At 45.3% G+C, this 13,447-nt stretch carries 11 protein-coding genes; 3 read left to right on the top strand and 8 right to left on the bottom strand.

All coding sequences use genetic code 11. The annotated features are described in order from the left end of the window. Positions 1-14 precede the first annotated feature (14 nt). The 6 genes from AC6R00_RS22020 to AC6R00_RS21995 all read right to left on the bottom strand — a co-directional run bounded on the left by AC6R00_RS22020 (position 15) and on the right by AC6R00_RS21995 (position 9,364). Positions 15-368, bottom strand: coding sequence for a VOC family protein (locus tag AC6R00_RS22020; RefSeq protein WP_500641937.1), 354 nt, complete (start codon positions 366-368; stop codon positions 15-17). Positions 369-399: 31 nt separating this feature from the next. Continuing rightward, entirely contained in the window at positions 400-2,211 is a 1,812-nt protein-coding gene (locus AC6R00_RS22015) for an ABC transporter ATP-binding protein/permease (protein WP_500641936.1), read from the bottom strand. Positions 2,212-2,368: 157 nt separating this feature from the next. Continuing rightward, positions 2,369-2,860, bottom strand: coding sequence for a porin family protein (locus AC6R00_RS22010; protein ID WP_500641935.1), 492 nt, complete (start codon positions 2,858-2,860; stop codon positions 2,369-2,371). 102 nt (positions 2,861-2,962) lie between these two features. After that, positions 2,963-6,799: an ATP-dependent RNA helicase HrpA gene (hrpA, locus tag AC6R00_RS22005; protein WP_500642224.1), complete on the bottom strand. Its 3,837-nt coding sequence runs from the start codon at positions 6,797-6,799 to the stop codon at positions 2,963-2,965. A gap of 184 nt (positions 6,800-6,983) precedes the next feature. Beyond that, positions 6,984-7,916, bottom strand: coding sequence for an ABC transporter substrate-binding protein (locus AC6R00_RS22000; RefSeq protein WP_500641934.1), 933 nt, complete (start codon positions 7,914-7,916; stop codon positions 6,984-6,986). Positions 7,917-8,038: 122 nt separating this feature from the next. Continuing rightward, complete coding sequence (locus AC6R00_RS21995) at positions 8,039-9,364, bottom strand: MipA/OmpV family protein (protein WP_500641933.1); 1,326 nt, start codon at positions 9,362-9,364, stop codon at positions 8,039-8,041. Positions 9,365-9,482: 118 nt separating this feature from the next. On the opposite strand from AC6R00_RS21995, the gene AC6R00_RS21990 reads away from it, so the two are divergent. The 3 genes from AC6R00_RS21990 to AC6R00_RS21980 all read left to right on the top strand — a co-directional run bounded on the left by AC6R00_RS21990 (position 9,483) and on the right by AC6R00_RS21980 (position 12,280). Beyond that, positions 9,483-9,848 (top strand): VC1380 family protein, encoded by a 366-nt coding sequence (locus AC6R00_RS21990; RefSeq protein ID WP_004743343.1) that lies wholly within the window; start codon positions 9,483-9,485, stop codon positions 9,846-9,848. A gap of 3 nt (positions 9,849-9,851) precedes the next feature. Then, positions 9,852-11,753: an alkaline phosphatase D family protein gene (locus AC6R00_RS21985; RefSeq protein ID WP_500641932.1), complete on the top strand. Its 1,902-nt coding sequence runs from the start codon at positions 9,852-9,854 to the stop codon at positions 11,751-11,753. Positions 11,754-11,830: 77 nt separating this feature from the next. Next, positions 11,831-12,280: a tellurite resistance TerB family protein gene (locus AC6R00_RS21980; protein ID WP_500641931.1), complete on the top strand. Its 450-nt coding sequence runs from the start codon at positions 11,831-11,833 to the stop codon at positions 12,278-12,280. Here AC6R00_RS21980 and AC6R00_RS21975 read toward each other — a convergent pair. Next, positions 12,277-12,723, bottom strand: coding sequence for a hypothetical protein (locus AC6R00_RS21975; protein WP_500641930.1), 447 nt, complete (start codon positions 12,721-12,723; stop codon positions 12,277-12,279). The genes AC6R00_RS21980 and AC6R00_RS21975 overlap by 4 nt on opposite strands. Further along, positions 12,716-13,393, bottom strand: coding sequence for a winged helix-turn-helix domain-containing protein (locus AC6R00_RS21970; RefSeq protein ID WP_500641929.1), 678 nt, complete (start codon positions 13,391-13,393; stop codon positions 12,716-12,718). Before AC6R00_RS21970 ends, AC6R00_RS21975 begins: the two co-directional genes overlap by 8 nt. Positions 13,394-13,447: the final 54 nt, after the last annotated feature.

The following is a 13,447-nucleotide window of genomic DNA, read 5'->3' as shown; positions in this document are numbered from 1 at the left end:
GATTGAGTGGCTTTTTAGTTTTTACGACCGCGTAATCCGATTAGATTGCCGAATGGGTCTTCAAGCTGAAGCATGATCATGCCATCTTCAATGTCGAGTGGGCCTCGATAAAGTTTTGCACCTAGAGCGCACAGCTCTTCGATTCGAGTTTGCAAGTTATCGGTAAGCCAATAAAGCACAGTGCCACTTTTCCCATTAGAGACCTTGGCATCCGCTTGTACCAATTCGATAACAAAATCCCCTAAGCGCAACAAAGTAAAATCGTAATCGGGTAAATAGACAGCCTCAGCCATGGGAAACGCTTTCTGGTACCAATCAAGGCCAGCTTCTACATCGGGCACATGAACAAACAACGCAGTAGGTTTCATCCCATCTCTCCTATAAACTTGCCACACATGGTCAGCTATGGCTCTCAAGGTGTTTAAACTGCAATTCAACTAGACGCTGATAGAGTTCACAACTTTCTAGCAGTGATTGGTGGTCACCAACATCGACTAGCCGGCCATGATCCAAAACTGCAATTTTATCGGCATGTTTAATGGTAGAGAGCCTGTGCGCAATGATGATCGTTGTTCTACCGCGCATCAACTCTTCAAGCGCTTGCTGTACATGATGTTCGCTTTCACTGTCGAGGGCACTGGTCGCTTCATCAAGCAAGAGGATATTCGGGTCTTTCAAAATCGCTCTAGCAATTGCGATGCGTTGTTTTTGCCCACCCGATAATCGGACTCCGCGCTCGCCAAGGAAACTGTTGTATCCTTCAGGTAAGTTCATAATGAAGTCGTGAGCGTGCGCTTTCTTTGCTGCTTCGATCACTTGTGCATCCGTCGCCTCTGGGTTGCCATAGCGAATGTTGTGGAAAACATCATGACTAAACAAGGCCGGTTGCTGAGGTACCAAGGCCATCTGGTTTCTTAGATCTTGCGGGGCGAACTCCCTTACATCCATATCACCTAACAAAACACTGCCCTGTTGAGGGTCATAGAATCGCTGCAAAAGTTCAAATAAGGTTGTCTTCCCTGCCCCTGAAGGCCCAACCAGCGCAAGGATTTTTCCTTCTTCGGCCACAAGATTAAGATCTTGCATCGCAGGTTGGTCAGGTCGTGAAGGATAGTGAAAGGACACATCATTGAATGAGACTTCCGCTTTCAGTATATCTGTGCTTTGGTTTATTGATTCTGGCGCGGTAATATGGCTTTCTACTTTCAGGATTTCGATCAGGCGTTCAGTGGCTCCCGCTGCGCGTTGCAGCTCTCCGAGTACTTCGGAAATTGTCGCTAGTGAAGAGGCAACCATAATCGCATAGAAAACAAAGGCCGCTAAATCACCCGCTGACATAACACCATTGATGACGTCACTACCACCAACCCATAGCATTCCTGAGATGGCGCTAAACACAATCACAATCACCCCAGAGATGAGGATCGCTCGTTGTAATACGCGTTTACGCCCTATCTCAAACGCTCGCTCTACCTCGTTGGAGAAAAAGCGTTTTTCTTGCGCTTCACGGCTGTAACTTTGCACTGTTTTAATATGCTCTATAGCCTCGCCAGCATAACTCCCCACATCTGCCATCGAGTCTTGGCTTTGACGAGACAAAGCTCGTACTCGTCGCCCGTAAAACAGAATTGGAACTAGGATAAATGGCACCGAAGCCAAAACGATAAGCGTGAGTTTAATGTTGGTTGCAAACAACATAATCACCGCGCCAATACACATCAGCGCACTGCGCATCGCCATAGAGAACGAAGAGCCAATAATGCTCTGAAGTAACGTGGTATCTGTCGTGATTCTCGACATAATGTCGCCACTACCATTGGTCTCGAAATAGCTCGGATGAAGAGTGATGATATGGTTGAATACCGCGAGCCGAATATCAGCACTTACTCGCTCCCCTACCGAAGAAACGAGATAGAAACGGAAAAACGTACCTATAGAGATCAGCAAGGTAACGACAAGGATAAATCCAATCGCACTACCTAGCTCCTGCACCGATTGCTGAGCAAAACCTTGGTCAATCAAGATTCTCACTCCTTGACCGACCGACAGTGTTAATGAGGCAGTGACAATTAACGCAATCAAAGCAGCGGCAACCTTCAACTTATAAGGTTTGATAAAGTTGACCAGTTCTAACAATATCCCCAAATTTTTCTTTGGTAACTCTTGAGCCGGGTTAGGCTGCTCAAGATTTGGAGCACTCGTTGATTGCATAGTTGTACCTTATTTCCTAATTGGCGACTTGTAACAAAGGCGCCTACCTATCATAAGGTATTGGGGTTAAATGAATAAATAGCAACCCGAGAGGTTACCAGATACAAAAAAGCCTGACCGAAGTCAGGCTTAGAAATTGAAATGTCTCTTCTCGCGCTTAGAAGAAGTGGAAAGTCGCGTTTAGAGAGAAGTTCTTAACGTCTTTCTCTTTCATATTGAAAACACTGTAGCTCGCGCCCATTGAGATAGGGCCCATCACGAAGTATTCAGCCCCAATGCCATACATCATATCGATTTCGTCTTCTTTAAAATTCGTACCTGTTAGCTCGTAAGAGTGCAGGCCTGCTTTCGCATAGACATGAAGAGGACCGAAATCGATACTTGGCTTTGCCGCAAAGTAGACACCTGAACCTTCAAGCTTGCCTGTAAAGTTTCCGTAAGTGATATTGTCGAATTTACCAAAGTTCTGGTAGCCCGCTTCAAGACCAATTAGCGGTAGAATACCTGTACCCACGTGAACGTTGTAAGAAGTCGATGAATCATTCGCTAGATCAGCTTGACCTACACTTGCACCACCGTAGATCCAAGAGTCCGCAGAAGCTGTAGCAGATGCGCCAATCAGAGCTAGCGCTAGTAGTGTCTTTTTCATAGTAAACCTTCTCTAGTTTCAAGGTGCAGGAACCAGTGTGGCAAGTCCCTGCCGTATTCGTCAAAATTATGAACTGTATAATTAGTTATGCAATATACATACCTAGCAAGCATCAATCGCCATTTTTACACGCTTGTCCGATACTGGGTATGGTGTGCCAAGCTGTTGAGCAAAATAGCTCACTCGTAGCTCTTGTATCATCCAACGTACTTCTTTGACGTTGTCGGGCACGACCACTCCTTTTGGAATTTTATTCAGTAACTCTTTGTAATCATTAGTAACTGACTCAATTTTCAGCATGTGTAAGCGATCTTTATTCGGGTCGATAGGTAACTTTTCCATCCGGCGCTCGATCGCCTTCATGTAACGCAAAATATCAGGCAGTCGCTTCCATCCACATTCAGTCGCAAAACCTTTGAAGATCAAGCTTTCAATTTGCGCTTTAATATCAGACAGAGCAAACGCCATCGTAAAGTCGATTTTACCTTTTAGCTTCTTGTTAATGTTAAATGCCGTCGTCAGAATTGTCTCAACTTGCTGGGCAATTTCTACCACAGTATCACCTAATTCAGCGCGAACATGCTCTTTGAGCTCTTCAAACTGTTCAGGTTGCCAAACCAATCCGCCCTTCTCTTCAATCAGCTTGTCAACACCACAAGCGATACAGTCATCGATAAGGTCTAGCACTTTGCCGTACGGGTTAAAGTACAAACCGAGTTTCGATTTGTTCGGCAAGTTCGAATGCAGATACTTAATTGGCGAAGGTACGTTAAGCAAGATCAGCCTGCGTTGCCCTGCTTGCATTGCTGAAACCTGTTCGTGCTCGGTTTCATACAGCTTAATCTCAACGCTATCTTTGGTATCAACAATGGCTGGGTAAGCTTTCACATCGTAACCACCACGTTTTTGCTGATACACTTTTGGCAACTCGCCAAAGCTCCACGTATGTAGCCCTTGCTGCTCAATATCATCGTCTGCCACTTTCGATAAGGTTTCTTGCACCTTGTCTTTCAAGCTCTCTTTTAGCTCATGCAGATCGCGATTTTCTTTTAGTTTACGGTTGCGATGATCAACGGCACGGAAAGTCACTTTCAAGTGGTCTGGCACTTGCTCTAAGTTCCAGTCTTCACGCAGTACTTCAACACCCGTCATTCTGCGTAGCTCTTTCTCTAGCGAATCAAGCAGCGGCGCTTCCATTGGTGTCGCACGCGCTAAAAACGCATCCGCGTAATTCGGTGCCGGAACAAAATTCTTACGAATGGTTTTTGGCAAGGACTTGATTAGGCTCACCACTAACTCATGGCGTAAACCTGGGATCTGCCAGTCAAATCCTGCTTGTTCAACCTGATTCAAAATCGGTAACGGGAGATGTACTGTCACACCATCGTTATCTTCTCCCGGCTCAAATTGATAGCTCAGCTTGAGCTTAAGTCCGCTCTGATGCCAGAAGTTTGGGTAATCGAGGTCGGTGATATGACTCGCATCGCCCTTAAACAGCATCTCTTTTTCAAAGTTAAGCAATTCCGCATTATCGCGAGATGCCTTTTTCCACCATGTATCAAAGTGCTTGCCAGACACAACTTCTGTACCGACACGCTGATCGTAGAAGTCAAACAGCTCGTCGTCATCAACAAGAATGTCACGACGGCGAGATTTGTGCTCAAGTTCTTCAACTTCTTGCAATAGCTTGCGATTTTGCTTGAAGAACGCGTGCTTGGTCTCCCATTCACCTTCAACAAGCGCGCTGCGGATAAAGATTTCGCGGCTTACGGTCTGGTCTATGCTGCCGTAGTTCACCAGACGCTTAGGCACAATTGGCACTCCGTAAAGCATCACTTTCTCGTGCGCCATGACTGCTGATCGCTTCTTCGACCAATGTGGTTCACTGTAGCTACGCTTGATCAGGTGCTTGGCTAAAGGTTCAATCCATTCCGGTTGAATCTTAGCAATGACTCTACCCCACAGCTTTGAGGTTTCCACCAGCTCTGCGGACATAATCCACTTCGGCTGCTTCTTGAAAAGGCCTGAAGCAGGGAAGATATGAAAACGAGCATTACGAGCGCCTTGATATTCATTCTTCTCTGCGTCTTTCATACCAATGTGAGATAGCAGGCCAACGAGAATTGCACTATGCACACCTTGATAACTAGCTGGTTCATCATTAAGTTTGAAGTCCATTTCACGCATCGCTTGATGGACTTGGAAATAAACATCTTGCCACTCACGCACACGTAAGCAGTTCAAGTAATCTTGCTTACACTGCTTACGGAACTGGTTACCAGACAGTTTTTTCTGCTGTTTCTGAACGTAATCCCACAAGTTTACAAACGTTAGGAAATCAGACTCTTCATGGAAGAAACGGCGATGTTTATCATCTGACGATTGCTGTTTTTCGCTTGGGCGCTCGCGCGGATCTTGAATAGACAAGGCAGAAGCGATGATCATCAGCTCTTTCAGTGCACCGTATTTTGGCGCTTCAAGCACCATACGAGCTAAGCGCGGGTCAATTGGCAGCTTGGCTAATTGACGACCGACTGAAGTTAGGCGTTTTTTCGGATCTTTGGCTTTTTCGTTGATCGCACCAAGCTCTTCTAGCAGCCTTACACCGTCTTGAATATTGCGTTTATCTGGCGCTTCTACAAATGGGAAGGCTTCAATATCGCCTAAACCGAGTGCAGTCATCTGCAGGATTACCGACGCTAGGTTGGTACGCAGAATCTCTGGATCGGTAAACTCAGGGCGAGAGTTGTAATCATCTTCCGAGTAAAGGCGAATACAGATACCTTCTTCAACACGGCCACAACGACCTCTACGTTGGTTTGCGCTCGCTTGAGAAACCGGCTCTATCGGCAAGCGCTGTACCTTAGTTCGATAACTATAACGGCTGATACGCGCTGTACCTGGATCAATGACATACTTGATACCAGGTACCGTTAACGAGGTTTCCGCGACGTTGGTTGCCAATACGATTCGGCGACCCGCATGGGGTTGGAATATCTTGTTTTGCTCACCCGCAGACAATCGCGCGTAAAGCGGCACAATTTCCGAGCTCTTTAGATTGCGTTTAGACAGCGCATCTGCAGTATCACGAATTTCACGTTCACCGTTCATGAAGATTAGGATATCACCCAGACCTTCATCGCATAGCTCATCAACCGCTTCAAAAATACCGTCTAATTGGTCGCGATCGACATCGTCTTCACCGCGCAGCGGGCGATAGCGAGTTTCAACTGGGTAAGTACGCCCCGACACTTCAATAATCGGTGCATTACTAAAGTGCTTCGAGAAACGCTCTGGGTCGATGGTTGCCGACGTGATAATCACCTTTAAGTCAGGGCGACGCGGCAAAAGTTCTTTCAAATAACCTAAGATAAAGTCGATGTTTAAGCTACGTTCGTGCGCTTCATCGATGATAATGGTGTCATACTGATTGAGGTAGCGATCGTGTTGGATCTCTGCCAGCAAAATACCATCAGTCATCAGTTTAATTTGGGTGTTCTCTGAGATTTGGTCGTTAAAGCGAACCTTGTAGCCGACATATTCGCCAAGTTTGGTTTCCATCTCTTCAGCAATTCGATTCGCCACCGAACGCGCCGCTAAACGACGAGGCTGCGTATGGCCAATCAAGCCAAACTTGCCACGACCGAGCTCAACACAGATCTTAGGTAACTGAGTCGTTTTACCTGATCCCGTTTCTCCCGCGACGATAACCACTTGGTTGTTCTCAATCGCTTGCGCAATGTCATCCTTCTTCTGGCTGACAGGCAGAATTTCAGGGTATTCAATCTTAGGGATGTAGCTTGTGCGTTGCTCTGCTTCCATCATAGATTTGGCAATATCGAGCGCGATCTCATCAAACACCGCATTACGTGAGGCTTCTTTTTTAATTTTATTTGCCCCGGAGATACGTTTGCTTAGACGAAATCTATCTTTCAGCATGCACTGGTTCAGCGCTTTGCGAAGAGAAGTAGCAGTGTTAGCCTGAACTTGGCTATCCGCTGCTTTTGAGTTTTCTGGCTGTGACGAAGTCAAAGCGTTTCCTATTCTTATCTTGATCTAAAACGCGCGAATTGTATCACAGAATACGAGATGTGGATGGGTGAGCCTGTGCTTTATTTATTCGTCACAAAGGCTTACAAGAGCTATGATTGAGCCAGTCTTGTTGCTCAGAAGCGAATCTATCCAACCATTCGAGCGCAGCTTTATTTGCTGAGAGTTTTTCTACGTCAGCGAGAAGCGCTGCAGACGCAACATGCTGATTTGTCAGTTTGAAAGTAGAAACAATATCAAAGGCACACAAAGACTTTTCTTTCAGTTCGTTGGAAACTGCTGTTTTCAGCCAACCACCTTTAGGATTGCCACAATCCCAGTTGAACTTACTGTTCACTCCCCATTCAGGCTCAAATTCACACTCCTTGCTGTACGGCGGAAACTCAACAAAACTTCCGTCATACTTCGCCTCTACCCAATTGGGTGACCAGTTAAAGATCAACAGAGGTCGATTGGCCTTAACGTAACTATGTATCTTCTTGTTGATTGATTCACCGTCTGGCAAAACGTGTACTTGCAAATTCAATTCTAGCGCCCTGATTCTTGCCGCATCGGGCTTTTCCCAGGGACCGGTATAGTAGATACCTTTGCCCCCTTTGTGCTCGGCAAATACTGAAGCACAAGATTTCAAAGCCTCCCATCTAGGCAGACCTGGACATTGCTGATCCACATAGCTCGGGTACCACCACTCTTCTCGCGTTTGGGCAAGATGGGTCGCTCCCTCTTGTATGAATCCTTTTGCTAAGAGCTGTTCGTACTTTGTCCCCATTGAACCTTGCCAAACTTCCACCTGAATATCTGCTTTACCTTGCGCAAGCAGGAACCATTGGGCATCAGATGTTGCGTGAACAAACTCCACCTCTATCCCCTGCTGCTCAATCAGTATTCCTAAAGCCTTTGTAATGACTTGCTGACTACTCCAATCGAGCGACAGTAAACGTATTGGTTCACTGGAAACACTTGAAGCGACCAAGGAAGCAAGCACAAATGGGAAGACTATTCGCATCCATTACCTCCGCTATTATTATGCTGCTACGTAGTAAGAGTAGGAAAAATTCACTGATCCAACCGATATCACGCCCCTAGAAACAAAAAAGAGCAGCGATATTGCTACTCTTCAGTATTTGTTTAGAAGTCTATTTGTAAATAAAGGGTATTGTAGTTACTGCCCCCTTTGATACGTCCATATTGGGAAGCACTTTCAAATATCGCACTACGGTGATGGATAGAATACCCCAACCACATGTTATCGAAGTCTCGATTGTTGATAAGATCACCAAGATTCACATCAAACGAGAAATCTAAGTAATTAAGCAAGTGGCTCGGGGTGTAGCCCTTGGATTTCATCTCTTCGTTTTCGACATAAGTCATGCTGTCGATGTATGACATGCCTTCTGCAACACCAAAACGCCACTTAGTTGGCCAGTCAAACGTGTAATACGCCTTAATCGCTGCAATATATTCTGTTGCGCTGGACTGAACCTCTGATGACCAATGATGAACGATACCCGGTGTAAAATAGATATCGAGAGGAATACCAAACAGCTCATCGGTCAATGGATGACCATAAAACACCGAAGTCATCTGGTTGTTGTACGGATCTTTTTCGGCATTAAATGTGATGATGTCACCGATATTCGATGGCGTCGCCCAACCATGTGCAAAGCGAACATACCGTTTATTAGTTAGCTCAGATTTTGGCGCTTTGGCCTTGTCATTAAAGAAACCAAAACCAATATAGAACTCACCTTGATATCTATCTTCGACTGCATCGGAGTTATAAGCACTATGGTCTAGCCGTGTCACACTGGTAGCCCCGAGTAGGTAAAGATTAGAATGCACGTGGTAACGTGCTTTTAGTCCCACTTTTGCATCAATCCCGGCGCCAATAGTTTGCTTAGTTGTCGCAGAAAATGCGTAATATTCACTGTTAAAATCTGCACCTTTGTAACGTAGCGTCGCGTGTGGCTCTAGCTCCCAATCGCCATATTCATACTTTGCAGATGCGCGTAAGTTGGCATGAAAGCGCAAATCTTTATCGCTCATTAGCTCAGTATCTAGCCACCACTTATCATCTAGCTTATATCTCAGCTGACCACCAAAATCGAACGAGTCACCTTCATTAGCATTTTGTACCGCTGCGGGAATATCGACAAAACGTAGTCTCATAAGAGCATTGAGCTGAAACCGTTCGTCTTCACTTTGATGAAGGTAAGCCCCACCTTCAAGACCGTTTACAAATACATAGTCATTGTTGAAGTACATCATGGGAACAAATGTACTTACTGTATGATCACCATCATGGGTGTCAAACGGAATGGTTGCCGTTCGATATACCGCCGCTATTCCCCAATTTTGTTCACTTGTCGCCGTGCTTTCTTCTGCACTCAGTGAAGTTGACATTAAGCTACTGACAGCAAAAGCTAACGCTGGCAGACGTTTACTAGTTATCATTTTTTGCCCAAAAGTGACTAAAGCACTCAAAAACTAACCAATTAAAACAGTTAATACTTATGTTTCTCGGTCATTCGTCGTTAAAATATAAAGATATGATCTCTTAAATCAAAAAATTGTGAAAGCCTCAGAACTAAAAAGATTACTCGAGTCCTTACCAGATAACGCCGATCCAGACATAGTCACTGGAGAGTGCTGGCTACCTGAGCGTCTACTCGATGCTAGTCTCGACGGCGATATGATGTTTCTTTCATTCGATAGCGCGCCTGAAGAGACGCAAGGTGAAGAAGAGGGTAGAGGGTTTGTTGAACATGAAATTGAAATGATTCGCCATCGATTCGAGCAAATTATAGAAGAGCAATCTGATACAAAGACCAAAGCAGACGCCATGCTGGCGTTATTTTTGATGGGACATGAACTTTCCAGTTCAGAAATCATCGAAATCCTAGAAGATCCCGAAGTCCCTGAGCCACCAACTGAGTAGTCAATGAATAGCAGTTTACCTTTCCTAATTGCCGGACCAATCCTACGTAAAATCACCTCTGAAGAACTTGTATTTTGGCTCGTGACTAGTGAGCCGCTAAGTGGTCATTTTGAACTCGACTTAGAGCCACAGTTAGGGACACTTTTCTCGCGAGACCTCAGCGAATGCCAGCAACTTGCCATTGGTAAACACTGTTATTTAACGCTTGCCCAATTCAAAGGTGACTTCCCGACCAATGTCGCTCTCAGCTATGATTTTATTACCCAACATGGCGCTCTGACATCACTCTATCCTGACCTTCTGTACAGCGATGAACAGAAGCTGACTTTTAAGATTTCGACTAAAGCAGACTATATCCTTCACGGGTCTTGTCGTAACCCACATCATCCCAGTAAAGATGCGCTGATTCAGATTAACGAGAAAGTGGCGCGTCAGACTGTGGAAGAGCGCCCAGACCTGCTCATGATGAGTGGTGACCAGATCTATGCGGATCATGTTGCAGGGCCAACACTTGATGCTATTTTACAGACCATCAAATTGCTTGGCCTGCCAGATGAGCAGTTTGTGCAAGCGCCCATCAGTTCAAGCCAAGAATTATACGCTCACCCTGATTGTTATTATGGTCGTGACAACATTCTGCCTCATTATGTTGACGATGGCAGTTGGCTTACGAAACTGTTCCCACACCGCAATACTCCTATTTTTAGTTCTCGCGAAGCAGAAAACCACTTGGTGACTTTTTCCGAGTTCTTCGCCATGTATTTATTGGTCTGGTCCCCCACTCTTTGGCCTTATCTCAATATCAACAACTTGCTTGATAAGAAATTTGTCCACGCGGGTAAGCTGATAACTCCACTATTTCAGCAACAGTGGCGTGAAGAGAAAACGGTTATTGAAGAGTTTGTCGCGGGGCTTCCTCAAGTCCAAAGGCTGTTTGCTCACATCCCGACCTATATGATTTTCGATGATCATGATGTGACTGATGATTGGAACCTAACTATTGGTTGGGAAAAAGCGGCCTACGGCAATCCGTTCTCTAACCGCATCATTGGCAATGGACTGGCTGCTTATTGGCTCTGCCAAGGCTGGGGAAACGAACCAGACAACTTCAATCAAGAATTCCTCGCTATCGCTGAACGGTTCTTAAGCCATCCCGGCGGCCAGCAGCAAGACAACTTTATCCAGTACCTCTATACCTTTGAGCGTTGGCACTACACGATTCATAGTTCACCTAAAGTGGTTGTGCTTGATACCCGCACTCGCCGTTGGCGCTCAGAATCTCGTATGAACAAACCTTCAGGTCTCATGGATTGGGAAGCATTGGTTGAGTTTCAACAAGAACTCATGCATCAAGATAAAGTCGTTATTGTCTCTGCGGCACCTATGTTCGGGGTCAAATTTATTGAGGCTCTACAGAAAGGTGCAACGATGCTTGGTCAGCCATTGCTCATTGATGCCGAAAACTGGATGGCTCACCCCGGCAGCGCCAATACACTTTTGAGTATCTTTACTCATACCAAAACGCCGACCAACTTTGTGATTCTCTCAGGCGATGTGCATTACTCGTTCGCCTATGACATAAAACTTAGGTTCCGACGCAATAGTCCTAACATTTTCCAAATTACCTGTAGTGGGTTTAAAAATCAGTTCCCCGAACCACTGCTTGGCTTTTGTGACCATGCGGATAGGCTGCTTTATTCTCCGCGGTCGCCGCTTAACTTTTTGACCAAGCGTAAGCGCCTTAAAGTCAAAAAACGCGATCCCAATACGGAAGGCGTACGTCGCCTAGTTAACACCAGTGCTGTGGGCGAGCTAAAACTGGATGAACATGGCAAGCCAAAACGGATTTCGATACTGACTGGCAATGGAGTCGAATGGGAGTTCCCCCCGATAAAAGAAAAGTAAGGTTTTTGTAAAGACCCTTGAGATGTTCTCGGATAAGCACTATTTATAAAAATAGTGTTATCGCAAAGGTTTTCAATATGCTCAATTCAATCACGTCGCTTTTCAAACAGTTACTTGAGGGCCACGACTTAAGTCACAACACCCAGCCTGATGTCAATCTTGCTATCGCTTGCCTACTTTGTGAAGTTGCCGGTGCGGACAATCAAATAGAACAGGTTGAAATTGAAGCGAAACGCCACCTGTTAACGCGTTTACTCGATTTAGATGAAACCGCTGCAACAACCCTGTTGAGCCGGGCAGAAATGCGCAGTAAAGACTCGGCTTCTCTCTACGATTTCACCTCCCAACTTCGAGAGTTGAGCCAAGAAACCCGCTTCGCGCTGATCAAAGCAATGTGGGAAGTCGCGAATGCAGATGGTGAGATTGACCCAATAGAAGATTCAGTGATTAGGAAAACCGCAGAACTACTGTATGTAGACCATAGTGAGTTTATTCGCGCTAAGATACAGGTCATCGATAAGAGCTAGAGTTGTCTTTCTGACCTAAAAATACCTTTCAGAGGAATACGGCGCTGATCCCAGGTAACGTAAGCTCCTCTAAGGTGACTAATCAATACAAACTGATCGTGATCAAGCTGTTCAATATATAATATTTTGATGCTCCAAGACTGTGGGCCAAGTGGATCACTTTGCTCTAGAGAAGCGACAAAGTAGTAGTTAAGCCACTTTAAAAACCAACCATTAAACATACGTGATGCCAAGACGTCACCATATTCGTCGTAGCCGAGGTAAAACATTTGAATTTTCATCCGGCTAAGGTTAACCCTTAAAGTTTCTTTTCCATCCAACGGATAATCGGTACGAAACTGAATACGTTCATTGGTAAAAAGCGCACCTCCAACCCCTAAGAAAAAATAGAGTACAACAGACAAGGTTACGACCAAAGTAAGCCTTCTTATACCACTATGCATCCGTTAGTTTCTCCATACAATCTGAGAGCTGATAATCGTCTGTCACGTCTTGCAGTTGACCTGCTCTGTAGACGACGATTTGAACTTCTCGGCAAGGTGTATGGGCAGGCATTAGGAACACTTTTTCAATGTTATCGTCCAATGCGTTTAACCACTGGAACTGAGGTTGTTCAATATCAATACCGTATGACACCACCTCAACCCTTCCCTTAGTCTCTTTGTCCAAAATGCATATCAGCTCAAACAACACAAACCAGATCAACAGTGGCAAAACCAAACAAAATACGCTCCTGACTCGTAACGAAAGCCTAGAGCGAGGTTTATTCTCTAAGTCTAAATGTGTTAGCTTTACATCTCTGCCGGCTGTGAAACGGGTGTTTCGCATTTGATAGCCAACGCGCGGCACGGTGTGTATTTCGATATCGACGCCCAGTGAAGCAAGAGCTTGACGTACGTTTTTGATAGCAACGTTTAAGGAGCTTTCCGTTACAACTTTCCCTGACCAACATTGTGTCAGTAGTTCCGCACGACTTATCACATCGCCATAAGCGCGCCACAACAACCAACAAATATGCAGTTCAGAATTGGACAATACGACCTTTTCATCACTGTTCGCAGCTTTCAACAGGCGATGCTCAAAACAAAACTCTAAAAGGGCTTTCTCATTCATGACTTTACTTAATTAGAAAAGGCTACTTCATAGCAGTAGCCTTCAATACAATAT

Source organism: Vibrio sp. R10-SF1-ISO8, from assembly GCF_059833805.1.
The sequence above is the reverse complement of the archived record's forward strand: the minus strand, read 5'-3'. Positions and strand labels throughout refer to the sequence as shown.

Excerpts from the sequence above, each read along its gene's own strand:
- AC6R00_RS22020 (WP_500641937.1), bottom strand. The coding sequence starts at position 368 with ATGAAACCTACTGCGTTGTTTGTTCATGTGCCCGATGTAGAAGCTGGC.
- AC6R00_RS21970 (WP_500641929.1), bottom strand. The coding sequence starts at position 13,393 with ATGAATGAGAAAGCCCTTTTAGAGTTTTGTTTTGAGCATCGCCTGTTG.
- AC6R00_RS22010 (WP_500641935.1), bottom strand. The coding sequence starts at position 2,860 with ATGAAAAAGACACTACTAGCGCTAGCTCTGATTGGCGCATCTGCTACA.
- AC6R00_RS22000 (WP_500641934.1), bottom strand. The coding sequence starts at position 7,916 with ATGCGAATAGTCTTCCCATTTGTGCTTGCTTCCTTGGTCGCTTCAAGT.
- AC6R00_RS21975 (WP_500641930.1), bottom strand. The coding sequence starts at position 12,723 with ATGCATAGTGGTATAAGAAGGCTTACTTTGGTCGTAACCTTGTCTGTT.
- AC6R00_RS21980 (WP_500641931.1), top strand. The coding sequence starts at position 11,831 with ATGCTCAATTCAATCACGTCGCTTTTCAAACAGTTACTTGAGGGCCAC.
- AC6R00_RS21995 (WP_500641933.1), bottom strand. The coding sequence starts at position 9,364 with ATGATAACTAGTAAACGTCTGCCAGCGTTAGCTTTTGCTGTCAGTAGC.
- AC6R00_RS22015 (WP_500641936.1), bottom strand. The coding sequence starts at position 2,211 with ATGCAATCAACGAGTGCTCCAAATCTTGAGCAGCCTAACCCGGCTCAA.
- hrpA (WP_500642224.1), bottom strand. The coding sequence starts at position 6,799 with ATGCTGAAAGATAGATTTCGTCTAAGCAAACGTATCTCCGGGGCAAAT.
- AC6R00_RS21985 (WP_500641932.1), top strand. The coding sequence starts at position 9,852 with ATGAATAGCAGTTTACCTTTCCTAATTGCCGGACCAATCCTACGTAAA.